This window comes from Knoellia sp. Soil729 (assembly GCF_001427985.1).
Taxonomy (GTDB): domain Bacteria; phylum Actinomycetota; class Actinomycetes; order Actinomycetales; family Dermatophilaceae; genus Knoellia.
Map to the genome: position 1 here is coordinate 844,051 of NZ_LMSA01000002.1, position 23,987 is coordinate 868,037.

The following is a 23,987-nucleotide window of genomic DNA, read 5'->3' on the forward strand; positions in this document are numbered from 1 at the left end:
CCCCTCCGTCACCGTCGAACGCGAAAGGCAACACCATGCTGCGACCCCAGGACACGAGCACCCGCGAGCGCAAGAACCTCGATGGGATCTGGTCGTTCCGTCTCGATGCCGAGTCCGCCGGTCGCGACAAGCGGTGGTATGCCGGCCCACTCACCGATGCGGGCGACATGGCCGTACCGGCCAGCTTCAACGACGTCTCCGCCGACGCCGCCGTCAAGGACTACTTCGGCGACATCTGGTACCAGCGCACGGTCCGCGTGCCGCGCGGCTGGGACGGCCAGCGCATCGTCCTGCACTTCGAGTCGGCGACGCACCGGGCCACGGTGTGGGTCGGCGAGCACGAGGTCATGAGCCACGAGGGCGGCTACACCCCGTTCGAGGCCGACATCACCGAGTTCGTCACCGCGGGCGAGGAGGTCCTCGTCACGGCACTCATCAACAACACCCTGAGCTTCCAGAGCATCCCGCCCGGCGTCATCGAGCAGCGCCCCGGCGGCCCGGCCCAGGTCTACTGGCACGACTTCTTCAACTACGCCGGCATCCACCGCTCCGTGTGGCTGTCCGCGACGCCGCAGGCGCGCATCGAGGACCTCACCGTCGTCACCGGCTTCGAGGCAACCACCGGCTCCGTCGAGTGGACCGTCGAAGCCGTCGACCAGGACGGACTCGACGTCCACGTCGTCCTGCGCGACGCCAGCGGCACCGAGGTCGCCAACGGAACCGGGAACAACGGAACCCTCTCGGTCGCGGACGTGACCCTGTGGGCCCCCGGCGCGGCATACCTCTATGACCTCGAGGTGCAGCTCGTTGACGACGCCGGCACCGTGCGCGACTCGATCCACCAGAACGTGGGCATCCGCACGGTCGAGGTCCGCGGCATCGAGTTCCTCATCAACGGTGAGCCGTTCCAGTTCACCGGCTTCGGCATGCACGAGGACCACTCGGTCATCGGCAAGGCGCACAACAACGCCCACCTCGTCAACGACTTCGCGCTGCTCGACTGGATCGGCGCCAACTCCTTCCGCACGTCGCACTACCCCTACAGCGAGGACGTCCTCGACTACGCCGACAAGCACGGCATCGTCGTCATCGACGAGACCGCCGCCGTCGGCCTCAACATGGGCCTCGGCGGTGGCATCTTCGGCGGCCAGGGCTACAAGACCTTCTCGCCCGAGACGATCAACGACGACTCGCGCGAGGTCCACGCCCAGGCCATCCGTGAGCTCATCGCCCGCGACAAGAACCACCCGAGCGTCGTCATCTGGTCGATCGCGAACGAGCCCGAGTCCGACACCGAGGGCGCCGAGGACTACTTCCGCCCGTTGTTCGACGTCGCCCGCGAGGCCGACCCGACGCGCCCGGTCGGCTTCGTCAACGTCATGCTCGCGCCGCACGGGAAGTGCCGGGTGTCGCAGTTCGCCGACGTCCTCATGCTCAACCGCTACTACGGCTGGTACGTCAACACCGGGGACCTCGCCGGTGCGGAGATCGCCTGGACCGAGGAGCTCGAGGCGTGGGCCGGTGACGGCAAGCCCATCATCATCACCGAGTACGGCGCCGACACCCTGCCCGGCAACCACTCGCTCACGCCTCAGCCGTGGAGCGAGGAGTACCAGGTCGACTACCTCGACATGAACCACCGCGTCTTCGACTCCATCGACGCCGTCGTCGGTGAGCACGTCTGGAACTTCGCCGACTTCGCCACGACCTCCGGGATCATGCGCGTCGACGGCAACAAGAAGGGCGCGTTCACCCGCGACCGCCGCCCCAAGTCCGCAGCCTTCGCGCTGCGCCGCCGCTGGAAGAAGGACGCGAGATGACCGCCCCCACCACTGAGACCGCTCCGGGAACCGCCAACGTCGGCGTCATCGGTCTGGCCGTCATGGGCAGCAACCTGGCCCGCAACCTCGCTCGCCACGGCCACACGGTGGCGGTCTTCAACCGCACCCATGCGCGCACGCTCGAGCACCTCGAGTCGTATGCCGTCGACGGCGCCTTCGTGGGTTCCGAGACGGTCGCGGAGTTCGTCGCCTCCCTGGAGCGACCGCGCCGCATCATCATCATGGTCAAGGCGGGCGCGGGCACCGATGCCGTCATCGACGAGCTCATCCCCCATCTCGAGGAGGGCGACATCGTCGTGGACGGCGGCAACGCCCAGTTCACCCACACCCGCCGCCGCGAGGCCAGGCTGCGCGAGCTGGGGCTGCACTTCGTCGGCACCGGCATCTCCGGTGGCGAGGTCGGAGCGCTCAACGGCCCGTCGATCATGCCGGGCGGCTCGAAGGAGTCGTATGCCGCGCTGGGACCGATCCTCGAGTCGATCGCCGCGCGCGTCGACGGTGAGCCGTGCTGCGCCTGGATGGGACCCGACGGCGCGGGCCACTTCGTCAAGATGGTCCACAACGGCATCGAGTACGCCGACATGCAGTTCATCGCCGAGGCCTACGACGTGCTCTCCGCTGCAGGGATGAGCGCCCCAGAGGTCGCCGACGTCTTCCGGGAGTGGAACACGGGCGAGCTCGACTCCTTCCTCATCGAGATCACCGCCGGGGTCCTCGACCAGGTCGACCCCGTCACCGGCAAGGCCTTGGTCGAGGTCATCGTGGATGCCGCCGAGCAGAAGGGCACGGGCCGCTGGACGGTCCAGTCCGGACTCGAGCTCGGTGTCCCGGTCTCGACGATCGCCGAGTCGGTCTTCGCGCGCGCTGCCAGTGGCGACGCGACCATCCGCGAGGCTGCCCAGGGCGTCCTCACCGGCCCGTCGCGCGCGCTCGGGGATGTCGACCGCGAACGCCTCGTCGACGACGTCCGTCAGGCGCTGTGGGCGAGCAAGGTCGTCGCCTACGCCCAGGGGCTGGAGCAGATCCGCGCCGCCAGCGAGGAGTACGGCTGGGACGTCGACGTCGCGACCGTCGCCCGCATCTGGCGCGGCGGCTGCATCATCCGGGCCCGCCTGCTCAGCCAGATCAGTGACGAGTATGCCGCGGGCGGACTTGCGACGTTGCTCGTCGCCCCGAGCATCGTGGCCGGGTTGACCGAGCGCCAGGACGGGTGGCGGCGCGTCGTCGGGCTCGCCACCACTTCGGGTGTCCCGGTGCCCGGCTTCTCCAGCGCTCTCGCCTACTACGACACCGTGCGCGCCGAGCGCCTGCCGGCAGCCCTGGTCCAGGGTCTGCGTGACAACTTCGGCGCCCACACCTACGGTCGCACCGACCGGCCCGGCGCCTTCCACACCCTGTGGTCGCAGGGCGGCGCAGAGGTCCAGGTGTCCTGACATGACCATCCCCAGCCCCTATCCGCCGGCCGAGGTCGTCATCGGCCTCGACGTCGGCACGACCGGCACGAAGGCCGTCGCGTTCGGGCTGGGGTCGAGCTGGCGCCACACAGTCGTGCGGGAGTACCCGCTCCTCGCACCCCGCCCCGGGTGGCAGGTGCAGGACCCTGCAACCGTCGTCGCCGCCGTGATGGGTGCGCTGGCCGAGGTCGTCACGGCAGCCAAGGGCGCCCGGGTCTCGGGCATCTCGGTGAGCACGGCCATGCACGGCCTCATCGGCCTTGATGAGTCCCTGCGACCCCTCACCCCGCTCATCACCTGGGCCGACTCCCGTGCGGTGGCGGAGGCCGCCGAGCTGCGCGCCTCCGACGAGGCCGAGTCGCTGCACACCGCCTCCGGCACACCGATCCACCCCATGAGCCCGCTGACCAAGCTCATCTGGTTCAGCCGCCACGAGCCGCAGCTCGCAGCCAAGGTCCGCGCATGGGTCGGCCTCAAGGACTACATCCTCCAGGCCCTCACCGGCACCTCGGCCACCGAGCTGTCCACGGCCTCGGCCACCGGCCTCCTGGACGCCTCCACACGCTCGTGGAACCCGCGGGCGATCGAGCTGGCCGGCATACGGGAGGACCAGCTCCCACCGATCCTGCCCACGACCGCCGTGCTCGGACTCACCAAGTCCGTGGCGTCGCGCCTCGGACTCGCGACGGCGACCCCTGTCATCGTCGGCGCAGGCGACGGACCGCTCGGCAACCTCGGGACCGGTGCCCTCGACCCGGGTGTCGTCGGGCTTTCGGTGGGAACCAGCGGTGCCGCCCGGATGGTCGTGCCCGGCCCCCGCACGGACCCCTCGGGCCGACTCTTCTGCTACGCCCTCACCGACTCCGAGTGGGTCGTGGGTGGCGCCATCAGCAACGGCGGCATCTCGATCCGGTGGGCCCGCGACATCCTCGGTGACGGCGGTGGTGACGACGCTGCCCTCCTCGAGCTGGCTGCCACCGTGCCTGCGGGCAGCGACGGTCTCGTGATGCTGCCCTACCTGCTCGCCGAGCGTGCTCCCCTGTGGGACCCCTCGCTCACCGGTGCCATCATCGGAGTCCAGCACTCGCACACCCGAGGCCACTTCGTGCGGGCCGTCGTCGAGGGCGTCGCCCTGCAGCTGTGGACGATCGTCGACGGACTCGACGCCGTGAGTCCGGTGACCTCGGTACGCGCGACCGGTGGCGTCTTCCGATCCCGGGTGTGGCGTGAGGTCACCGCCGGCGTCCTCGGCCACCCGGTGACGGTCACCGGCGGCGCCGAAGGATCAGCGCTCGGGGCAGCAGCCCTGGGCCTGCTCGCCGTCGGGCGCGCCACCTCGCTGCGTGACGGGCTCGACCGCCTCGCACCCGGGTTGCGCGAGTCCGGCGAGGTCGTGGCCGTCGGCGAGGGCGACCGGATGGCCTATGAGCTGACGCGCCAACGCATCCCCGCACTGATCGACTCGTATGCCGCGGTGAGAGACCTCTTCCGCGTCCCCACTACCGTGGGCTGATGACGTCCCACCTGTGGATCGACGCCAGTGCCGGCGTCGCCGGTGACATGCTGCTCGGCGCCCTCGTCGACGCCGGCGCGCCCCTGGACGCCGTTCAGGCCACGGTCGACGCCGTGCTGCCAGACACGGTGCGACTCACGCGCACCGACGTGGTGCGGGCAGGACTGCGGGCGTGCAAGGTCGACGTCGAGGTGCTCGTCGACGACCAGCCGCATCGACGGTGGTCGGACATCCGCGGCATGATCGCCCACGCTGCACTGCCGGATCCGGTGCGCGACAGGGCACTTCGAGCCTTCACCCTGCTCGCCCAGGCGGAGGCACGGGTGCACGGGGTGGACGTGGACGACGTGCACTTCCACGAGGTGGGGTCCTGGGACTCCATCGCCGACATCGTCGGGGTGGCGTCGGGGGTTCACCTGCTCGGCGTCACCACGACCTCGGCCGGCCCAGTGGCCCTCGGCTCGGGAACGGCGCGGACGGCTCACGGCCTCATGTCGGTCCCGGCACCGGCGACCCTCGAGCTCGCCAAGGGCTGGCAGGTCACGTCGACCGGCGACGGGGAGCTCGCAACCCCGACAGGGATGGCGCTGGTCCGCGCCCTGGCGACGTCGTGCGAGGCGATGCCCCCGGTGCGCATCACGGGGTCCGGAAGTGGTGCGGGGACAAAGGACTTCCCCGGACGTGCCAACGTCGTGCGCGTCATCCTCGGCGAACAGGTGACCGGGGGCTCCGGCGCGGACAGCGTTGCGGCAGAGGCGATGTGGGTCCTCGAGGCCAACATCGACGACCTCGACCCGCGGCTGTGGCCCGGCGTGCTCGCCTCACTCCTGGAGGCGGGGGCGGCCGATGCGTGGCTCACGCCGATCGTCATGAAGAAGGGGCGCCCGGCCCACACGCTGTCGGTTCTGTGCACCGACGCCAACCGCACCCCGCTGCGAGAGATCGTCCTCACCCACACCACGAGCCTGGGAGTGCGCGAGCACTCAGTCGAGCGGCACGCCCTCGGCAGGTCGTGGCGCACCGTGACCGTCCGTGGTCACGCGGTGCGGATCAAGGTCTCCACCGACTTCGACGGCACAGTCGTTCACGCAACCCCCGAGTTCGAGGACGTGCGAGCGGCAGCCGCGGCGGCCGGCATACCGGAGCGTGTTGTCCTGACCGAAGCGGTCGGTGCGGCTCAGGCGGACGAGTCGAGCGGGGCGGCATCGACCGGCGACACGAACGACTGACCGGCGGCCCACCACTCGAGCTCCTCGAGGGCGTGGTCGACCAGACGGGCCAGCTCGCCGCCCAGCGAACCCGCGACGTGCGGGGATCGGCTGCGTGTCGTCACCGGGCCGCGACGATGGGTGGACAACCCCGACGGCAGGCGACATGGCGAGGAGGGCCCCTGGACGCCGCACGCCAGCCTCCCTTCGTGGGTGCTGGTGACATCATTCGGTGCCATGGAGCTCTCCGTCGACCCCGGTGACGACTGGACCCATCGTCCCGGAGTCTGCTCGGTCACGTTGCGACACCTCCCTCCCGCAGCCGTCGTCGAGGCGACGTGCACGGCTGGGCTCCGGCGCATCGAGTGGGGTGCCGACGTCCACGCGCCCTCGAACGAGGCTGCGCGTCTGGCCGTGGTGCGTGAGCTGACCGAGGCCGCGGGGTTGACCGTGGCGTCCTACGGCAGCTACTGGCGCGCGGGGGTCTCGCCGGCCGACGAGATGACGTCGCTGGTCCGGGCGGCCACGGCCCTCGGTGCTCCGCGCATCCGGGTGTGGGCCGGCGAGGTCGGCACGGCGGAGGCAGATGCGTCGACGTGGGACGTGGTCGTGGCGGCACTGCGTGAGGCGTGCGTCGTGGCCCGCGACCAAGGCACCGGGCTGGCTCTGGAGTTCCACCCCAACACCTTGACCGACAGTGCTGACTCGACCCTCGAGCTGCTCGAACGCGTGGCTGACAACACGCTGCGCACCTACTGGCAGCCGCGCCTCGACGAGCCGACGGACCTCGCTGTGGCCGGTCTGCGCCGGCTCGTCCCGCATCTCGCCGGGGTCCATGTCTTCTCGTGGTGGCCGGGCGCGCATCGGCTGCGGTTGGGGGAGCGCTCGGATCTCTGGTCGGCGGTGACGCGACTGCTCGTCCATGAGGCCGAGCCGTGCGATCTCCTGCTCGAGTTCGTCCAGGATGACGACCCGAAGGTTCTGGCGGGCGACGCCGCGACCCTGCGTGAACTCGTCGCTGCGTCCATTCGCGAATCGCCTGCCGGGACCCAGCGGCGCGAGTAGCGTTGAGGGGCTGGATCAGCCCACGGGAGCGCGTCATGAAGGCATCGAAGTCAGCAGTCGACCTGATCATCAGTTTCGAGGGACTGAGGCTGGACGCCTATCGCGACCCCGGCCCCGGGACACCCACGATCGGCTACGGCACGACGGTCTATCCCAACGGCACCAAGGTCAAGGTCGGTGACGGCATCTCGGCCAACGAGGCGAGCGAGTTCCTGGCGTTCGACGTCGACAAGTTCGCTGCCGGTGTCTCCGCCCACGTCGCCGGCCGAACCCTCACCCAGAACCAGTTCGACGCCCTGGTCTCACTCGCCTACAACATCGGACTCGGCGCCTTCGCCGGGAGCACTCTGCTCAAGAAGCTCAAGGGCGGGGACACCGCCGGCGCTGGCGCGCAGATCCTCGTGTGGAACAAGGCCGTGGTCCACGGCGTCAAGCAGGTCGTGCCCGGCCTGAAGCGACGGCGAGAGGCAGAGCGCGCGCTCTTCCTGAAGAAGTCGGCGCCTCCCGCCACGACCGCGGCCACGCTCATCGGTCCGTCGGCCCAGCCCGGTGCGGCGGCAGGAGCCACCCACGCACCCGGCGCCGTGGCCGTCCCCGGGAAGAACTACCTACTCCTCACCCGCACCGCCGGCACCGACAAGGGCTTGACCCTTCTCCAGCTCACCTACGTCAAGGACGGCAGGTCCAAGGCGCACATCCTCGTGTACTCCGGGACGTCGCGGCACCAGGTCTTCCGCAAGGGCGCGAACAGCCAGATGGGTTCACTCGAGCCGCTGCCCGAGGGCCGTTGGTTCGTCCACGACATCCGGTGGAAGGACGGGCGAGACAACTACACGGGCACGTTCTTCAACCCCGGCATCGGGCCGGTGACCATCCCCCTCGACTTCAAGGGGCCAGGGGCGACGGCGCGGGCCGCGATCGAGATGCACATCGACGCCAACAGGGCCTCCAATCCCGGCACCGCGGGGTGCGTCGGTGTCCGCAGCGTCGCCGACTTCACAACGTTGGTGACGTGGCTGAGGGACACCGACCCTCGAGGCCTCTTCGTCGACTACGGCCTGGGGTCCTGCCCGAATCCGTGACAGGGAAGCGCCTGCCGAATGCACCATTTCGCGAAAACCCCAGTGCGCAAACGTTTTCGCCGCCATCGGAGGCTCTGGCGGTGACCCTTCACACAGACGGATTGGCGGTTGGCCCTCGAGATCGCCGATAGCCTGCTGGACACCTGAACGTAACTGAAAGGGAATCAGCAGCATGGTCGACGTCGATGGCGCGCTGGATGCCGCAGGGCTGAAAAACCAGGCGGTGCGGGACTACGTGAAGCAGTGGGCGGAGATCACGCAGCCTGACCGGATCGAGGTGATCGGCGCCGAGGACGACGACCGACTCATCCAGGAGGCGCTGGAGGCCGGTGAGCTGCTACCCGCGGGCGAGGGTCGCTACTACTCCCGTTCCTACAGCAAGGACACGGCACGCTCCGAGGAGCGGACGATCGTCGCCACCAACGACGAAAAGGACCGCGGGGTCTACAACAACTGGCGTCCCGCCGCGGAGATGAAGGAGAAGCTGACCGGGCTCATGCGCGGCCAGTCGGCAGGCAAGACGATGTACGTCCTGCCCTACCTCATGTCCCCCAAGGGCAACGAGCTCGCCCAGTGGGCCACCGGGGTCGAGCTCACGGACAGCCGCCCGGTCGTGCTGCACATGATCCGCATGTCCCGTGTCGGCGTCGAGCATGTCAACGACCTGCCGGACCAGGACGACTTCGTGCGCGCGGTGCACGTGACCGGCGACCTCGAGAACCTCGGTCAGGGCACCCCGGACGACAAGCGCTACTTCGTCACGGTCGCCGACGAGCGCACCATCCTGCACTTCGGCTCCTCCTACGGTGGCAACGCGCTCCTGGGCAAGATCGCCCACGGCCTGCGCCAAGGCGCCTACGACGGCTGGGCGACCAAGAAGTTCCTCGCCGAGCAGTACATGCTCATCGGCATCACCGACAACGAGACCGGCAAGCGGTGGCACATCAGCGGTGGCTTCCCGAGCGCCTCCGGCAAGACCAACCTCGCGATGATGCTCCCGCCCGACGCTCTCGGCGACCGCTACACCGTCGACTTCTACGGCGACGACATCGCCTGGCTGTGGGTCGACGAGAAGACCGGCAAGCTCATGGGCATGAACCCGGAGTTCGGGGTCTTCGGTGTCGCCAAGGACACCAACGAGCAGACCAACCCGACCGCCCTGCACTCGACGGACCCGGGCACCAAGGTCATCTTCACCAACATCGCCTACAACCCCAAGACCGAGGAGGTCTGGTGGGAGGGCCGCACCCCCGAGCCCCCCGCCGACGTCGACGGCTGGTTGGACTGGAAGGGCGACGCGATCGCCGACCGCGCCGAGGGCGACACCTCGCCGTGGGCACACCCCAACAGCCGCTTCACGACGACCCTCGCCAACGTGCCGAACGCCGCACCCGACTTCGACGAGGCCGCCGGTGTCCCGATCGACGCGATCATCTTCGGTGGCCGCACCCGTGACCGCGAGCCGCTGATCCGCGCGATCGACGACCTGGCCGAGGGCGTCTACGACGGTCTCACGCTGGGCGCCGAGGCCACCGCTGCCGCGGAGGGCGTCGAGGGCCAGCTGCGCTACGACCCCATGTCGAACCGGCCGTTCATGGCCTACGGCGAGGGCGACTACGCGCGTCACTACCTCGACATCGTCGGGGCCGCCAAGGACCAGCCGCTGTTCGCCCACGTCAACTGGTTCCAGCGGGACGCCGAGGACGGTCACTTCCTGTGGCCCGGCTACCGCGAGAACCTCCGCCCGCTCCTGTGGCTCATGCGCCTCAAGGACGGCGAGGTCAAGGGTCGCCAGACCGCCGTGGGGATCATCCCCACGCAGGAGGAGCTCGGCCTCGAGGGCCTCGACCTGCCGCAGGCCGACCTCGACCGCATCCTGTCCATCGACGTGCCGCGCTGGCAGCAGGAGATGGGCTTCCGCGAGGAGCACCTCAAGCAGTTCGACCGCCTCCCCGAGGAGATCTGGGAAGCCCACCGGCGCGTCACCAAGGCCCTGGACGAAGAGCAGGCCTGACCACCGCCACCGCCACCTCCATCGAAGCGACCCTCGCCCGGCTCCGGGCCGGGGTCGCTTCGTCACGGGGGCGAACTCGGCGTCGCGGGAGCTGCTGACGTCGATGACGGGTCAGGCGCTGGTGTCGAGCCGCTCGGGATGCAGCAGGAGATCGCGCACGATGCCAGCCATCTGCCCGGCGTGGGCGCCATCGACGATGCGGTGGTCGGCCGTCGCAACGAGCACGAAGACCGGTCGCACGACGACCGCCCCGTCGACAACGACCGCCTTGTCCTGGATCGCGCCGATCGCGAGGTAGACCGGGGTGCGCGCGAACGGCAGCGGAGCGAGGAACGCCTCGTCGAGCCCGAGCGAGCCGACGTTGGACACGAACGCGGTGCCGAGAGGGAAGCCCGGCTGCCCGAGCGCCCGCCTGCCCAGGCCACCGGCGACGAGGCTGGCGAATGACAGGGCCGGGCGCATCGCCCAACCGGGCGCGAGGCGCACCAGCGTGGACGTACGGCGGTACGACACGTCCTCGCGAGCACGCAGCCGCGCGGCTCCTTCGCCCACGGCTCGGGCCACGCCCAGCGGGCTCAGTCGGTCGGCGTCATGCACCTTGACGGGCGCGAGGTCGGACCCGCCCTCGATGTCGACCGCGAAGCCGACGTCACACGTGTCGAGGTCGATGAGACGGCCCATCACGATGCGGGCCCGGATCTCGGGCACCTGCCGCAGGGCACGGCCCAGGGCCGCGCCGACGACGTGGGTGACGGTCACCGACTCTCCCGACTCGGCGCGCACCCGTTCGAGGTAGGCCAGGGCCGCCGTGGCATCGACCTCCATGCGTGCATAGATGCGCCCGTCACGAGACGGGCGCCACGTGGCCACCGCGATCTTACGGCGGGTCGACGTGCGGCGGCTGCTCATGCAGGGTCCTTTGCCTGGTCGCGCTGGGTGGAGACACGCGTCGGTATGCCGGAGAGGGCGATCCGCGCCAGCGCACGTGGGGTGCCGGTCAACGCCGCAACCGGCGCGGCGCGCCTTGGCAGACGCAGGTGCGGCCGGCCAGCCTCGATGGCGGTCACGATGGCCCTGGCCACCTCGTCAGGGTCGAGCAGGGTCAGCAGCCGGGCCCGCAGGACCCTGGCAAAGGCAGCCTCGCTGGGCCCGTGCAGGCCGATGCGGTCCATCATCGTCGAGGCGACCGGACCGATCTCGACGGCCAAGGTGCCGATCGGGTCCTGGCGCAGGTCAGCCCGCAGCCCCGACGTGGCATGGGTGAGACCGGCCTTGGAGGCGCCATAGACCGCCAGCCCGGGGAACGTGGCCACCCCTGCCATCGACGAGACGTTGACGAGGTGACCACGGCCACGGGCGAGCATGCCGGGCAGGACCTGGCGGCACAGCTCCAGCGGAGCCGTGAGGTTGAGGTCGATGGTGCGGCGAAGGTCCCCGGCCGTGAGATCGGTGAGGAGACCGGTGGTCTCGGCCGCGGCGTTGTTGACGAGCACGTCGACGGGCCCCTGCCCCACCTCCACTCGCTCGACCAGCCCGCGCAGGGTGTCCTCGTCGCACAGGTCGGCCTCGAAGGCCGTCCCGCCGGTCAAGGCGGCGAGGTCCGCCAGCGGCTCGGCGCTGCGGGCGAGCAGGGTGACCCGGGCCCCGCGCTCGGACAACCGGTGCGCGAGCGCGCGGCCGATCGTGCCGGTCGCGCCGGTGAGGAGGACGTGCGCGCCCATGGTCCGCATCCGCACAGTGTCACCCACGTCGGTCACGGCAGCGACGGCAAGGCCTGGCCGATCATGGGCGCGGGCCCGCGGAGGGCAGCTCGAAGCTCCCGCTGTAGGACGGCTGCCTTCCTCCGGCCCGTATGCCGTGACGCTCCCGTAACGTCGAGCAGCGCGAGCTTCCGCCAGGAGATCGTCGCCCTCGGCCACGAGTACGGCGAACGACGTCGATGAGAGTGGAACCGCCGCAGCGGCTCTGCACCGTGGATGGATCTCCCTCAAGGACGCCCTGACGGGGGCCGATGCCGCTGGCGTCCTCGGCGCGGCCGTGACCGGCGAGGACCACGCGGTGTCCGAGTACGAGACGGCGCTCGAGCAGGAGCTCAGCGCCGGGTTCCGTGAGGTCGTCGCACGTCAGCACCAAGCCGTGGTCTCTGCCCGTGACGCGGTCAAGGCACTGCCAGCCGCCGACTGATAGTGACGACAAGCGCTTCGCCTCAGGCGTGAACGAGTAAGGCCCCGGATCGCTGACGCATCCGGGGCCCATCGTCTGTCTCAACACAGAGTGCGCCCGAAGGGATTCGAACCCCTAACCTTCTGATCCGTAGTCAGATGCTCTATCCGTTGAGCTACGGGCGCGCATTGCGCACGTGGCGCAACGATCAGGAAGACTACCCGAGCACTGCCCCGCACGAGAAATCCGCCGGTATGCCGTCCGCCCACCACCCGCTCGAGCCGCCCGGCGGTCCCGGTGAACGGTCCCCGGCCAGCCAGAACCCGCCCCGGGGAGGCGAGTTGGCGCGAAAGGCCACGCGACGGCATACGCAAGGGTTTGACTTGGAGACGTGCCCCCGCGCCGACCGGCTTCCACCGCACTGGCCGCGACTGCCGTTGCCCTCGCCGCCACGGCGGCCTTTGCGTTCGTGCCGGGCACGGCGACGACAGCCATCGCCACGACGAGTGGGCCCGTCGCGACCTCGGCGGACGCGGGAGTGCACCAGGCCGGGACGTGGGGCACGGCCACCGACAGGACGACGCTGAAGCTGGTCGACCAGACCGTGCGCAACGTGATCCACACGAGCATCGGTGGGTCCGGGCTGCGCATCTCCCTGACCAACGCCCTCGGGTCGGCTCCGGTGACGTTCGACTCGGTGTGGGTGGGTCGCGCGTGGCAGGGCGCCTCGGTGGTCCAGGGCACCAACCGCCAGCTGACCTTCAGCGCCAGCACGTCGGTGACGGTTCCGATGGGCGCCGAGGTGCTGAGCGATCCGCTGCCTGGCGACGTCCCCGAGCAGTCGACGCTGGCTGTGAGCCTCCACGTCGTCGGTGATGCCGGCACGGTGAGCGGCCACAGGCTCGCCCACCAGACGAGCTGGATCTCGACCACGGGCGACTTCGCGGCCGACGAGTGGGGTGCGACCTTCACCACGCCGACCACGAGCTCTGCCTGGGTCGAGTCCGCCGGCGTCGAGGTGCCGCATCAGGTCGGCACGGTCGTCGCGCTGGGCGACTCGATCACCGACGGCGACAGGTCGACGGCGGGCGCGAACCGCCGCTGGCCCGACGTGCTCGCCCGGCACCTCCTGGCCCAGCCAGCAGCCCAGCAGCTCGGTGTCATGAACGCCGGCATCTCCGGCAACAGGGTCCTCGCCGACGGGTCCGGGGTCAGCGCCCAGGCCCGCTTCGACCGCGACGTCCTCGCCCAGCCGGACGTGCGCACGGCCATCGTCCTGGAGGGCGTCAACGACCTGCGCGGGGGTCTTGCGACCGAGCCCGACGACCTGATCGTCGCCTACCGCCAGCTCATCGCCCGGGCCCACGCACGCGGCGTGTGCGTGGTCGGCGGCACGATCACCCCGTGGCAGGGCGGCGGCCGGTGGTCCTCGTCGAGGGAGGCGATCCGGGGTCAGGTCAACGAGTGGATCCGCAGCAGCGGCGAGTTCGACGGCGTCGTCGACTTCGACGCGGCCGTCCGCGACCCGCAGCACCCGGCGCGGATGCTCCCGGCCTACGACAGCGGCGACCACCTGCACCCCGGTGACGCGGGCTACGAGGCGATGGGCAACGCCGTCCCCCTCACGGCACTGGACTGCCGGCGTTGAGCTCGTGAGCTTGGAACTCGTGGGCCGCTGAGCCTGTGGCGCCGCCGCCCATGACGGGGAAATCGTCAGATGTCCCGGTTATTGCCGGGACGTTCCCCGATTTCCGCGTCATGGTCCAGCCAGGCCAGACCCCGGGCCCATTGCGCGAGACGTCAGGCGTCAGGTCGCTGGAGGCTGACCTTGACCGTCGGCACGGGCGCGGGCGCGTCGGCCAGGCTCCAGAGCCGCCCCAGCGCCGGCTGCAGCAAGAGGCTGCCGAGCTGCCGGACGAGGACGGCAACCGCCTGCTCCTCCACCGGGATCCGACTGCGCGCGATCCCGTGGTCGCGCAGGATCTGCGTCCGCCGGACGGTCTCGTCCATGAGCATGCGCGTGAGCTGTTCCGACCCGGGATCGGGCGTGACGACCGCTCGGCGCAGGTAGTCGACCGCGTCGGGGTTGTCCGCGAACATCTGCTCGGCCGCGCGGTCACGCGCTGCGACGACCTGGGCGGCCGGGCCGTCGAGAGGGACCGAGTCGACGGCCTGGCGGAAGAGGTCCACGACGAAGTCGTCGACCGCGGCGCACAGCCCGTCCTTGCCGCCGAAGTGGTGGACGACCAGGCCAGGGGCGACGCCCGCCTCCCGGGCCACCTCACGCAGACTCGTGGCAGCAGCGCCCCTCGCCGCGAACAAGCGCAGAGCGGTCTCCCGGATGCGGGTTCGCGAGTCCGTGCTGGACGCGGGCGTGGCGCTCATGGTGGGTGACAGTCAACACGTGGCCCCGCCATTGCACAAGTGTTCAATGGCTGCGTATCGTGAAGTGGAAAGCACCTCACGCAGTCGTGAACCCTCGAGAAGGAGCCGGTCATGCCCGAGCAGCCCCAGGCCGTCATCTATGACGCCATCCGCACCCCCCGAGGCAAGGGCAAGGCCAACGGCGCCCTCCACGAGGTCAAGCCGATCGACCTCGTGGTCGGCCTGATCGACGCGGTCCGCGAGCGCAACCCCGGCCTCGACACCGCGCAGATCGACGACATCGTCCTGGGCATCGTCAGCCCGGTCGGCGACCAAGGTGCGGTCCTCCCGCGCGTCGCGGCCATGTATGCCGGCCTGCCCGAGGCCGTTGCCGGCGTCCAGGTCAACCGTTTCTGCGCCTCCGGACTCGAGGCGGTCAACCAGGCCGCGGCCCGCGTGCGCTCCGGCTTCGAGGACCTCATCCTCGCTGGTGGCGTCGAGTCGATGTCCCGCGTGCCCATGGGCAGTGACGGCGGCGCCTGGGCCATGGACCCCGCCACCTCGCTCGCCACCTCCTTCGTGCCGCAGGGCATCGGCGCCGACCTCATCGCGACCCTCGAGGGCTACGACCGCGCCGAGGTGGACCGGTTCGCCGCGCAGTCCCACGCCCGCGCCGCGGCCGCATGGGAGGCAGGCCACTTCGAGAAGTCCGTCATCCCTGTCAAGGACAGGAGCGGCCTGACGATCCTCGACCGCGACGAGACCATCCGTCCCGGCACGAGTGTCGAGTCGCTCTCGTCCCTCAAGCCGTCGTTCGCGGCGATGGGCGAGCAGGGCGGGTTCGACTTCGTCGCGCTGGAGAAGTACACCCAGGTCGACCAGATCAACCACCTCCACCACGCCGGCAACTCCTCGGGCATCGTCGACGGGGCGGCCCTGCTGCTCATCGGCAACGAGCAGACCGGCAAGGAGATGGGCCTCACCCCTCGTGCCCGGATCATCTCGACCGCCGTCATCGGCTCCGAGCCGACGATCATGCTCACCGGCCCCGCGCCGGCCTGCCGCAAGGCCCTGGACCGGGTCGGCATGTCCGCCTCGGACATCGACCTCGTCGAGATCAACGAGGCCTTCGCGGCCGTCGCCCTCAAGCTCATGCGCGACATGGGTTGGAACGAGGACCAGACCAACGTCAATGGTGGTGCCATTGCCATGGGTCACCCGCTCGGCGCCACCGGCGCGATGATCCTCGGCACCCTGGTCGACGAGCTCGAGCGGCGTGACCTCGAGCGCGGCATCGCCACCCTCTGCATCGGCGCCGGCATGGGCATCGCCACCGTCGTCGAGCGCGTCTGACCGCGCCCCGAACGCACCTGAACCACGGACAAGGAACCCAGAAGCCATGAGCGAGAACATGATCCGTTATGAGCGCGACGACGAGGGCATCGTCACCCTGACGATGGACGACCCGGACGCCGGAGCCAACACCATGAACGCGGCATACAAGGCTGCGATGGGCGAGACCGTCGACCGCCTCGAGGCCGAGCGCGACGACATCACCGGCGTCGTCCTGACGTCGGGCAAGAAGACCTTCTTTGCCGGGGGCAACCTCGCGGACCTGCAGCAGGTCACCCCCGAGAACGTCGGCGAGTCCTTCACCGAGGTGGAGGCGATCAAGGCCCAGCTGCGGCGCCTCGAGCAGCTCGGCAAGCCGGTCGTCGCCGCCATCAACGGGGCCGCGCTCGGCGGCGGTCTCGAGATCGCCCTCGCGTGCCACCACCGGATCGCCGTCGACGACGACAAGGTCAAGCTCGGCCTGCCCGAGGTGACTCTCGGCCTGCTCCCCGGCGGAGGCGGAGTGACCCGCCTCGTGCGCATGCTCGGCATCGCGGACGCCCTCATGGGCTGGCTGCTCCAGGGCCAGCAGCGCACCCCCAAGGACGCGCAGGCCAATGGCGTCGTCGACGAGCTCGTCGCGAGCCGTGAGGAGCTGGTGCCCGCAGCCAAGGCCTGGATCCTCGCCCACAAGGACGACGAGTCCGCCGCCACCAAGCCGTGGGACGTCAAGGGCTACCGGATCCCGGGAGGGACACCGAGCAACCCGGCCTTCGCGGCCAACCTTCCGGCCTTCCCCGCCAACCTGCGCAAGCAGCTCAAGGGCAGCCCGGTGAAGTCGCCCCGCTCGATTCTGTCCGCCGCCGTGGAGGGCGCCCAGGTCGACTTCGACACCGCCAGCCGCATCGAGTCGCGCTACTTCGCCGAGCTGGCCGCGGGCCGCGAGTCCACGGCCATGATCCAGGCCTTCTTCTTCGACCTCCAGTCGATCAGCTCCGGCGCCCTGCGCCCGGCCGGGATCGAGCGCTCCACGGTGGCCAAGGTCGGTATCCTGGGCGCCGGGATGATGGGCGCCGGCATCGCCTACTCGGCCGCCATGTCCGGAATCGAGGTCATCCTCAAGGACGTCTCCGTCGAGGGTGCACACAAGGGCAAGTCCTACTCCGAGAAGCTGCTCGCCAAGCGCGTCGGTCGTGGCAAGAGCGACCAGGCCAAGGCCGACGAGGTGCTCGCCCGCATCACGCCGACGGCCGACTACGCCGACCTCGCCGGGTGCGACGTCGTCATCGAGGCCGTCTTCGAGGACTACGACCTCAAGAAGCAGGTCTTCGCCGAGGTCGAGGCGGTCGTGGGTCCGCAGACGCTGCTGTGCTCCAACACCTCGACGCTGCCGATCACGAGCCTGCAGGGCTTCTCGTCCCGCCCTGAGGACTTCATCGGCCTGCACTTCTTCTCACCCGTCGACAAGATGCAGCTCGTCGAGATCATTCGCGGCGAGAAGACCTCCGACGAGGCGACCGCCCGCGCCATCGACATCGTCCAGCAGATTCGCAAGATCCCGATCGTCGTCGCCGATGGTCGCGGCTTCTACACCAGCCGCGTCTTCGGCACGCTCATCGACGAGGGTGCCCGGCTCGTGGCCGAGGGCGTCGACCCGCAGGTCATCGAGCGCGCCGCGACGTCGGCCGGCTTCCCCGCCCCGCCGCTCGCCATGCTCGACGAGGTGTCGCTCACGCTGACCCAGCACATCCGCGGTGAGGCCCGCAAGGCCGCCGAGGCGGAGGGCACCGACCTCCCCACCAACCCGGGTGAGGAGCTCATCGACACCCTCGTCGGCCTCGGCCGCAAGGGCCGCGCTGCCGGCGCCGGTCTCTACGACTACCCCGAGGGCTCTCCCAAGGTCCTGTGGCCCGAGCTGCGCGAGCGCTGGACCAAGGGCACCGAGGTGCCCCAGCGCGACCTGCACGACCGCTACCTCTTCCGCATGGCCCTCGAGACCGCGGCCTGCTTCGAGAGCGGTGTCCTCAAGGACACGCAGTCGGCCAACGTCGGTGGCATCTTCGGCATCGGCTTCCCGCCGCACACCGGTGGCCCCGCGACGTTCATGACGAACTACAAGGGCGGGCTGTCCGGCTTCGTGGCTCGCGCGAACGAGCTGGCCGACACCTACGGTGCGCGGTTCCGTCCGTCGGCGTGGCTCACGGAGCGCGCCGCGACCGGCACCCTGGTCGACGCCGCCAAGGCACCGGCCGCCTGATGACCGGGCCACTCGATGGCATCCGGGTCCTCTCGATCGCCATCAACCTCCCGGGGCCGGCCGCCGTCGCGCGGCTGGCCTCGTGGGGGGCGAGGGTGACGACCGTCCTGCCGCCCACCGGTGACCCGATGGAGCGCTATGCCGGGGCCTACTTCGACGAGCTCCACGAGGGCCAGACCATCGAGCACGTCGACCTGAAGAGCGATGAGGGCCGCGCCCGGGTCGACGAGCTGCTGGCCGAGACCGACATCTTCCTCACGAGCTCGCGCCCGTCCGCCCTCACGCGACTGGGGCTCGACCACGCGACGGTGAGCGGACGGCATACCCGGGTCTGTCAGGTCGACATCGTCGGCCACCCCGGCGACGGCGCGGAGGTCGCCGGTCACGACCTCACCTACCAGGCCGGGACCGGTCTCGTGAGGGACGGGCGTATGCCGGCCACGACCGTCGTCGACCTGGCCGGCGCCGAACGAGCGGCGGCCGAGGCTGCCGCGGCTCTCGTGGAGCGTGCCCGCACGGGGCGTGGCTCCCGACGGGAGGTCGCCCTGTCCGACCTCGCCCACATGATGGCGCGACCGGTCGTTCACGGTCTGACTGTCCCGGGCGGGCTGCTCGGCGGCGGAGCTCCGGTCTACGACGTGTATGCCGTGTCCGACGGACACATCGCCCTTGCCGCCCTCGAGCCGCACTTCACCACCCGGTTGCTGACGGAGCTGGACATCGCGCCGGAGGAGCTCAGCCGCGAGCGTCTCGCTGAGGTCTTCACCACCCGCACGGCTGCCGAGTGGCAGCAGTGGGCCGACGAACGGGACATCCCACTCGCCGCCGTCCGCACCGCCTGACCCCCGACCCGAGGACCACCATGGCCCAGATGCTTCCGCCCGTGACCTACACCTCCCCCTGGATGGTGGACGGTGAGGTCCCCGATGTCCTGGCGCTCGCCCGCAACTTCTTCGAGCGCGAGGTGGTTCCCAACCTCGAACGATTCGCCGAGCAGCACCAGGTCGACAAGGAGACCTGGCTGGCCGCCGGGGAGGCCGGGCTGCTGTGCATCTCGATCCCGGAGGAGTACGGCGGCGGAGGCGGCACGTTCGCGCACGAGGCGGCGGTCATGTGGGAGCAGGGGCGCGCCGGCGACGACGCGCTCGGCTACTCGGTGCACTCGTCGATCGTGGCGCACTACCTCCTCAACTACGGCTCCGAGGAGCAGAAGCAGAAGTGGCTGCCACGGATGGCCTCGGGCGAGCTCGTCGGTGCCATCGCGATGACTGAGCCGTCGACCGGGTCGGACCTGCAGCGGATCCGCACGACGGCCAGGCGTGAGGGCGAGCACTACGTCATCAACGGCAGCAAGACCTTCATCACCAACTCCTCCCACGCGGGCCTCGTCGTCATCGTGGCGCGCACCGGCGGGGAGGGGGCACAGGGGGTTTCGCTCATCGTGGCCGAGGTGGACGGCCTCGAGGGCTTCGAGCGAGGTCGCGTGCTGCAGAAGATCGGGCAGCACGGGCAGGACACCCGCGAGCTGTCCTTCACCGACATGCGCGTGCCCGTCGGCAACCTCCTGGGTGACGAGGAGGGGCAGGGTTTCTACCAGCTCATGCTCCAGCTGCCGCAGGAGCGCCTGGCCATCGCCGTCGGCGCCGTCGCCACGGCCGACAAGGCCGTCGAGCTCGCCATCGCGTACTCGAAGGAGCGCGAGGCGTTCGGCAAGCCCATCGGCGACTTCCAGAACACGCGCTTCACCCTCGCCGAGGTGAGCACCGACGTGATGGCGGCACGCACCTTCCTCGACTACTGCATCGGGCTGCACCTGGAGGGCCAGCTGGACGCTGCCACGGCGTCCCGGGCGAAGTACTGGACCACCGACGTCCAGTGCGACGTCATCGACCGGTGCCTGCAGGTCTTCGGTGGGTACGGCTACATGATGGAGTACCCAATCGCCCGCATGTATGCCGGTGCCCGCGTCCAGAAGATCTATGGCGGCACGAACGAGATCATGAAGGAGCTCATCTCCCGCACCCTCTGAGGGTCCAGCCGGGTGTCAGTATCCGATGGCGAAGGTTGGCTTCGACTTCCTCTCATCCCGTCGGGGACACTGGGGGGAACATCGCCCGTAGCTTCAACAAGGAGTCAGCCGTGACCCAGGGAACCGTCCGCTGGTTCGATACCGACCGGGGTTTCGGCTTCATCTCCCTCGGGCAGGAGTCGGAGGACCTGTACGTGCACGCCTCCGAGATCGTCAGCGGCGACGCGGTGAAACTGCTCCGGGAGGGGCAGGTGGTCGAGTTCGAGATCGGCGAGGGGGACCGCGGCCCGCAGGCACGCCGCGTCCGGGTCACGGCCGACCAGGCCGTCGACACACCGCTGGGCGTGCTCGGGACCGTCGCCTGGTACGAGCCTGCCAAGGGGTACGGCTTCATCACGCCCGACGGCGGTGGTGCCGAGATCTTCGTGCACAGTTCGGCGATCGTGGGGGGCGGTGTGGTCTCGGAGGGACAGCGGGTGGCGTTCCTCGTCGTCGACGGGGACAAGGGACCGCAGGCTGACCACCTGCTCCCCTTGGGAGCACAGGCCACTCAGGCCGCACAGCAGGCCGTGGCATCCGACGGGGCGGACGGCACCGTGTCCTGGTACGACGGGGACAAGGGCTTCGGGTTCATCACCCCCGAGTCGGGTGGCCCCGATGTCTTCGTCCACGTCCGGGAGCTGGCAGACGGGCTCCCCGAGCTGGGTGAGGGGGACCGGGTGACGTACGACATCGTCGTGAGCGAGAAGGGCCCGCAGGGTCGCGACGTGCGCCTCGTGCGCAGCTCGACAACGCGGCGCGCACACGCGACGTCGACGACCCGCGCTCGGTCGGGACACCAGGAGGCATCCAACGTCCCGGCGCGGGGCGGCGAGGGAGTGGTCGCGCGCTTCGACGCGGAGCGGGGGTTCGGCTTCATCACCCCGGACGCGGGAGGCGCGGACCTGTTCGTGCACGTGTCGGTCCTCAGAGGCGCCGAGGCGCTGCACCAGGGCGACCGGGTCCGGTACCAGGTCCGACAGAGCGACCGAGGACCGCAGGCCGACCGCGTCGAACGGGCGTGAGCCGACGGTGGTCCGGCCGCCTTGACGTTGTCGATGAACGCATCGTCTCGTCGACGTGTTGTGCCGCAAGCCGCTCAACTGCGACAGCCACGACTCGGGACTTCCCCGGCCCGGCGCTGCTGGTCAGTGCGCCATGCGCGCACGGCGACCACGCGGCATACATCGTCGTCCGCCAAGGGAACCTCACAGGAAGCGCACAGGCAACACATGGGAAACACTGAGCGCGTGCAGGTGTACTTCACCTCATGAGCACAGCACCGACCTCGTCCGCCAGGCTGCAACGCCCTGACGGCAGCGCAGTCCGCGTGCTCGTCGTCGACGACGAGTCCAACCTGACCGAGCTCCTGTCCATGGCGCTGCGCTACGAGGGGTGGGAGGTCCGCGCGGCTGCCACCGGGCTCAAGGCGGTCAAGGTGGCACGCGAGTTCCAGCCGGACGCGGTCGTGCTCGACATGATGCTGCCCGACTTCGACGGGCTCGAGGTCCTGCGCCGGATGCGTGCGGACAACGACGCCGTCCCGGTCCTGTTCCTCACTGCCAAGGACGCCGTCGAGGACCGGGTCGCCGGGCTCACGGCCGGCGGTGACGACTACGTGACCAAGCCCTTCAGCCTCGAGGAGGTCGTGGCGCGGCTGCGCGCCCTCATGCGCCGGACCACCGTGGTCGCCGACGAGTCCTCGTCCGTCATCGCCGTCGGCGACCTCCTCATGGACGAGGACAGCCACGAGGTGACACGTGGGGGCGACGAGATCCACCTCACCGCAACCGAGTTCGAGCTGCTGCGCTATCTCATGCGCAACCCCAAGCGCGTTCTCTCAAAGGCCCAGATCCTCGACCGGGTCTGGAGCTACGACTTCGGTGGCCAGGCCAACGTCGTCGAGCTCTACATCTCCTACCTGCGCAAGAAGGTCGACGCCGGGCGACCACCGATGATCCACACGATGCGCGGCGTCGGCTACGTGCTCAAGCCGGCGGGATGAACAGCTCCGCCACGGCTGGGGCGCGCCCGTGGCTGAGGCCCGGCGGCTGGTCATTGACGACCAAGCTCGTCACCGCCGTCGTCGGCCTCTTCCTCGTCGTCACCGCGGCGACGTCGACGTTCACCGTCCTCGCCCTGCAGAACCACCTCGTCGACCAGATCGACCAGGACGTCACGTCGTCCCTGGTGCGCGCGGGCGGACCCCGCGGTCCCGGTGGGGTCGGTGGCCCGATCCCCGGCGGAGGTGGCGAGTCCCTCCTCGTGCTGCTGCGAGGCGATGGCGTGGCGGTCAGCCGCGTCGAGCACGGCCGGACCGTCGATGAGCTCACGGACGAGCAGATCGCCCATCTCCGCAGCGCCGGCATCGGCAGCACCCCCAGGACGGTCGAGGTCGAGGGCCTGGGGAACTACCGGGTGGCCAGTGCCCGCGAGGACGATGGCGACACGGTCATCTCCGGGCTGCCCATGAGCGGCATCCACCGCATCGTCGACGCCGTCCTCGGCCTCGTGGTGGGCACGACCATCGCCGGGCTGGCCCTCGTCGCCCTCGGTGGCCAGTGGCTCATCCGGCGCGGACTCGCTCCACTGCAGCGGGTGGCGCACACCGCCACCCAGGTCAGCCGTCTCGAGCTGGACTCCGGTGACGTCGCCCTGGCCCAGCGCGTCGCCGCCGCCGACACCGACCCCCGCACCGAGGTCGGACAGGTCGGCATCGCGCTCAACAACCTCCTCGACAACGTCGAGGGAGCCCTGCGGTCACGTCACGAGTCCGAGACGAGGGTGCGGCAGTTCGTCGCGGACGCCTCTCACGAGCTTCGGACGCCGTTGGCGTCCATTCGTGGGTATGCCGAGCTGTCCCGTCGCGAACCGGCTCCCGTGCCGCCGTCCGTCACCCACGCCTTGTCGAGGGTCGAGTCCGAGGCGCTGCGGATGCAGGGACTGGTCGAGGACCTCCTGCTGCTGGCCCGGCTCGATGCGGGACGACCCCTGGACCGCGACCCCGTCGACCTCAGTCTCCTGGCCATGGACGCCGTCTCCGACGCGCATGCCGCTGCCCCCGGTCACCGGTGGGAGCTCGACCTGCCGGAGGAGCCGGTCGAGGTGACGGGCGACCAGGCCCGACTGCACCAGGTCATCGCCAACCTGTTGGCCAACGCGCGCACGCACACCCCCGAGGGCACACGCGTCGTCACCTCGCTGCGTCGTGAGGGCGGGTGGGTGCGGCTCGCCGTCGTCGACGATGGGCCCGGGGTGCCAGAGGCCCTGCAGGAGAATGTGTTCGAGCGCTTCACCCGAGGCGATGAGTCCCGCAACCGGGCCGGCGGGTCCACCGGGCTCGGCCTGTCGATCGTCGACGCCGTGGCGAAGTCGCACGGTGGCCGGGTCGAGCTCGAGAGCCAGCCCGGGCGGACCGTCTTCACGGTCTTCCTCCCCGCCCCGAGCTGAGCCCGGCCCAAGCCCCCTTGCGTCTGCGGCGGCGCTCCGTGCGGGGCAGCCCGGTCGATGACGGAGGGACGGTCATGGCAGGGCTCGTGGGCGAGGGCTGCGGGGGCGGCCCCGGGTGTCGCGCCGACCACTTCGGGGTGGCCGCTTTGCTCGGCGCCGTGCCGGACGGTTACCCT

Annotated in this window: 20 protein-coding genes and 1 tRNA gene; 16 read left to right on the forward strand and 5 right to left on the reverse strand. The window is 70.2% G+C overall.

Annotated elements, in window-relative coordinates:
* The first annotated feature begins 35 nt into the window (after positions 1-35).
* The 4 genes from uidA to larC are packed head-to-tail and all read left to right on the forward strand — an operon-like array spanning position 36 to position 6,037.
* Entirely contained in the window at positions 36-1,820 is a 1,785-nt protein-coding gene (gene uidA / locus ASG74_RS09035) for a beta-glucuronidase (RefSeq protein WP_056141728.1), read from the forward strand.
* Positions 1,817-3,274, forward strand: a complete 1,458-nt coding sequence (gndA, locus tag ASG74_RS09040) for an NADP-dependent phosphogluconate dehydrogenase (RefSeq protein WP_056141730.1) — start codon at positions 1,817-1,819, stop codon at positions 3,272-3,274. The genes uidA and gndA overlap by 4 nt, the downstream gene beginning before the upstream one ends.
* Before the next feature lies 1 nt (position 3,275).
* On the forward strand, positions 3,276-4,808 hold the full coding sequence (locus ASG74_RS09045; protein ID WP_056141734.1) for a gluconokinase: 1,533 nt from the start codon (positions 3,276-3,278) through the stop codon (positions 4,806-4,808).
* Positions 4,808-6,037 (forward strand): nickel pincer cofactor biosynthesis protein LarC, encoded by a 1,230-nt coding sequence (gene larC / locus ASG74_RS09050; protein WP_056141737.1) that lies wholly within the window; start codon positions 4,808-4,810, stop codon positions 6,035-6,037. The genes ASG74_RS09045 and larC overlap by 1 nt, the downstream gene beginning before the upstream one ends.
* Here the strand turns inward: larC and ASG74_RS17175 are convergent.
* A complete protein-coding gene (locus tag ASG74_RS17175; RefSeq protein WP_200942559.1) occupies positions 5,986-6,141 on the reverse strand; it encodes a hypothetical protein in 156 nt (51 codons plus the stop codon). The two genes, larC and ASG74_RS17175, sit on opposite strands and share 52 nt — an antisense overlap.
* Positions 6,142-6,253: 112 nt before the next feature.
* Between ASG74_RS17175 and ASG74_RS09055 the strand changes: the two genes are divergently transcribed.
* The 3 genes from ASG74_RS09055 (at position 6,254) to ASG74_RS09065 (ending at position 10,177) form a co-directional block, all read left to right on the forward strand.
* Positions 6,254-7,081 (forward strand): sugar phosphate isomerase/epimerase family protein, encoded by an 828-nt coding sequence (locus ASG74_RS09055; protein WP_056141741.1) that lies wholly within the window; start codon positions 6,254-6,256, stop codon positions 7,079-7,081.
* Between the two features lie 35 nt (positions 7,082-7,116).
* Complete coding sequence (locus ASG74_RS09060; protein WP_056141744.1) at positions 7,117-8,163, forward strand: lysozyme; 1,047 nt, start codon at positions 7,117-7,119, stop codon at positions 8,161-8,163.
* Between the two features lie 172 nt (positions 8,164-8,335).
* A complete protein-coding gene (locus ASG74_RS09065) occupies positions 8,336-10,177 on the forward strand; it encodes a phosphoenolpyruvate carboxykinase (GTP) (RefSeq protein WP_056141746.1) in 1,842 nt (613 codons plus the stop codon).
* Positions 10,178-10,288: 111 nt separating this feature from the next.
* On the opposite strand, the gene ASG74_RS09070 is transcribed toward ASG74_RS09065, so the two are convergent.
* Positions 10,289-11,086, reverse strand: coding sequence for a 2-oxo acid dehydrogenase subunit E2 (locus ASG74_RS09070; protein WP_056141749.1), 798 nt, complete (start codon positions 11,084-11,086; stop codon positions 10,289-10,291).
* Positions 11,083-11,925 (reverse strand): SDR family NAD(P)-dependent oxidoreductase, encoded by an 843-nt coding sequence (locus ASG74_RS09075; protein WP_235498872.1) that lies wholly within the window; start codon positions 11,923-11,925, stop codon positions 11,083-11,085. The genes ASG74_RS09070 and ASG74_RS09075 overlap by 4 nt, the downstream gene beginning before the upstream one ends.
* Positions 11,926-12,142: 217 nt before the next feature.
* Here ASG74_RS09075 and ASG74_RS17630 point away from each other — a divergent pair, with 217 nt between their 5' ends.
* The gene (locus tag ASG74_RS17630) at positions 12,143-12,361 is read left to right on the forward strand and encodes a PA2169 family four-helix-bundle protein (protein WP_235498914.1); all 219 of its coding nucleotides are present in this window, start codon (positions 12,143-12,145) and stop codon (positions 12,359-12,361) included.
* Positions 12,362-12,452: 91 nt separating this feature from the next.
* Here ASG74_RS17630 and ASG74_RS09080 read toward each other — a convergent pair.
* Positions 12,453-12,525, reverse strand: a tRNA-Arg gene (locus tag ASG74_RS09080).
* Between the two features lie 206 nt (positions 12,526-12,731).
* Between ASG74_RS09080 and ASG74_RS09085 the strand changes: the two genes are divergently transcribed.
* The gene (locus ASG74_RS09085; RefSeq protein WP_056141754.1) at positions 12,732-13,988 is read left to right on the forward strand and encodes an SGNH/GDSL hydrolase family protein; all 1,257 of its coding nucleotides are present in this window, start codon (positions 12,732-12,734) and stop codon (positions 13,986-13,988) included.
* A 152-nt stretch (positions 13,989-14,140) separates the two neighbouring features.
* On the opposite strand, the gene ASG74_RS17440 is transcribed toward ASG74_RS09085, so the two are convergent.
* Positions 14,141-14,725: a TetR/AcrR family transcriptional regulator gene (locus ASG74_RS17440; protein ID WP_056141758.1), complete on the reverse strand. Its 585-nt coding sequence runs from the start codon at positions 14,723-14,725 to the stop codon at positions 14,141-14,143.
* A gap of 111 nt (positions 14,726-14,836) precedes the next feature.
* Between ASG74_RS17440 and ASG74_RS09095 the strand changes: the two genes are divergently transcribed.
* The 7 genes from ASG74_RS09095 (at position 14,837) to ASG74_RS09125 (ending at position 23,811) form a co-directional block, all read left to right on the forward strand.
* The gene (locus ASG74_RS09095; protein ID WP_056141760.1) at positions 14,837-16,057 is read left to right on the forward strand and encodes an acetyl-CoA C-acetyltransferase; all 1,221 of its coding nucleotides are present in this window, start codon (positions 14,837-14,839) and stop codon (positions 16,055-16,057) included.
* Positions 16,058-16,103: 46 nt separating this feature from the next.
* A complete protein-coding gene (locus ASG74_RS09100; protein ID WP_056141762.1) occupies positions 16,104-18,293 on the forward strand; it encodes a 3-hydroxyacyl-CoA dehydrogenase NAD-binding domain-containing protein in 2,190 nt (729 codons plus the stop codon).
* Positions 18,293-19,135, forward strand: a complete 843-nt coding sequence (locus tag ASG74_RS09105; protein WP_056141766.1) for a CoA transferase — start codon at positions 18,293-18,295, stop codon at positions 19,133-19,135. Before ASG74_RS09100 ends, ASG74_RS09105 begins: the two co-directional genes overlap by 1 nt.
* A 20-nt stretch (positions 19,136-19,155) precedes the next feature.
* Positions 19,156-20,322, forward strand: coding sequence for an acyl-CoA dehydrogenase family protein (locus tag ASG74_RS09110; RefSeq protein ID WP_082569615.1), 1,167 nt, complete (start codon positions 19,156-19,158; stop codon positions 20,320-20,322).
* A 110-nt stretch (positions 20,323-20,432) separates the two neighbouring features.
* On the forward strand, positions 20,433-21,386 hold the full coding sequence (locus ASG74_RS17865; RefSeq protein WP_056141769.1) for a cold-shock protein: 954 nt from the start codon (positions 20,433-20,435) through the stop codon (positions 21,384-21,386).
* Between the two features lie 245 nt (positions 21,387-21,631).
* Complete coding sequence (locus ASG74_RS09120; RefSeq protein WP_056141772.1) at positions 21,632-22,366, forward strand: response regulator transcription factor; 735 nt, start codon at positions 21,632-21,634, stop codon at positions 22,364-22,366.
* Positions 22,363-23,811, forward strand: a complete 1,449-nt coding sequence (locus tag ASG74_RS09125) for a sensor histidine kinase (RefSeq protein WP_056141775.1) — start codon at positions 22,363-22,365, stop codon at positions 23,809-23,811. The genes ASG74_RS09120 and ASG74_RS09125 overlap by 4 nt, the downstream gene beginning before the upstream one ends.
* Positions 23,812-23,987: the final 176 nt, after the last annotated feature.

Excerpts from the sequence above, each read along its gene's own strand:
- uidA (WP_056141728.1), top strand. The coding sequence starts at position 36 with ATGCTGCGACCCCAGGACACGAGCACCCGCGAGCGCAAGAACCTCGAT.
- gndA (WP_056141730.1), top strand. The coding sequence starts at position 1,817 with ATGACCGCCCCCACCACTGAGACCGCTCCGGGAACCGCCAACGTCGGC.
- ASG74_RS09045 (WP_056141734.1), top strand. The coding sequence starts at position 3,276 with ATGACCATCCCCAGCCCCTATCCGCCGGCCGAGGTCGTCATCGGCCTC.
- larC (WP_056141737.1), top strand. The coding sequence starts at position 4,808 with ATGACGTCCCACCTGTGGATCGACGCCAGTGCCGGCGTCGCCGGTGAC.
- ASG74_RS09055 (WP_056141741.1), top strand. The coding sequence starts at position 6,254 with ATGGAGCTCTCCGTCGACCCCGGTGACGACTGGACCCATCGTCCCGGA.
- ASG74_RS09060 (WP_056141744.1), top strand. The coding sequence starts at position 7,117 with ATGAAGGCATCGAAGTCAGCAGTCGACCTGATCATCAGTTTCGAGGGA.
- ASG74_RS09065 (WP_056141746.1), top strand. The coding sequence starts at position 8,336 with ATGGTCGACGTCGATGGCGCGCTGGATGCCGCAGGGCTGAAAAACCAG.
- ASG74_RS09070 (WP_056141749.1), bottom strand. The coding sequence starts at position 11,086 with ATGAGCAGCCGCCGCACGTCGACCCGCCGTAAGATCGCGGTGGCCACG.
- ASG74_RS17440 (WP_056141758.1), bottom strand. The coding sequence starts at position 14,725 with ATGAGCGCCACGCCCGCGTCCAGCACGGACTCGCGAACCCGCATCCGG.
- ASG74_RS09095 (WP_056141760.1), top strand. The coding sequence starts at position 14,837 with ATGCCCGAGCAGCCCCAGGCCGTCATCTATGACGCCATCCGCACCCCC.
- ASG74_RS09100 (WP_056141762.1), top strand. The coding sequence starts at position 16,104 with ATGAGCGAGAACATGATCCGTTATGAGCGCGACGACGAGGGCATCGTC.
- ASG74_RS09105 (WP_056141766.1), top strand. The coding sequence starts at position 18,293 with ATGACCGGGCCACTCGATGGCATCCGGGTCCTCTCGATCGCCATCAAC.
- ASG74_RS09110 (WP_082569615.1), top strand. The coding sequence starts at position 19,156 with ATGGCCCAGATGCTTCCGCCCGTGACCTACACCTCCCCCTGGATGGTG.
- ASG74_RS09120 (WP_056141772.1), top strand. The coding sequence starts at position 21,632 with ATGAGCACAGCACCGACCTCGTCCGCCAGGCTGCAACGCCCTGACGGC.
- ASG74_RS09125 (WP_056141775.1), top strand. The coding sequence starts at position 22,363 with ATGAACAGCTCCGCCACGGCTGGGGCGCGCCCGTGGCTGAGGCCCGGC.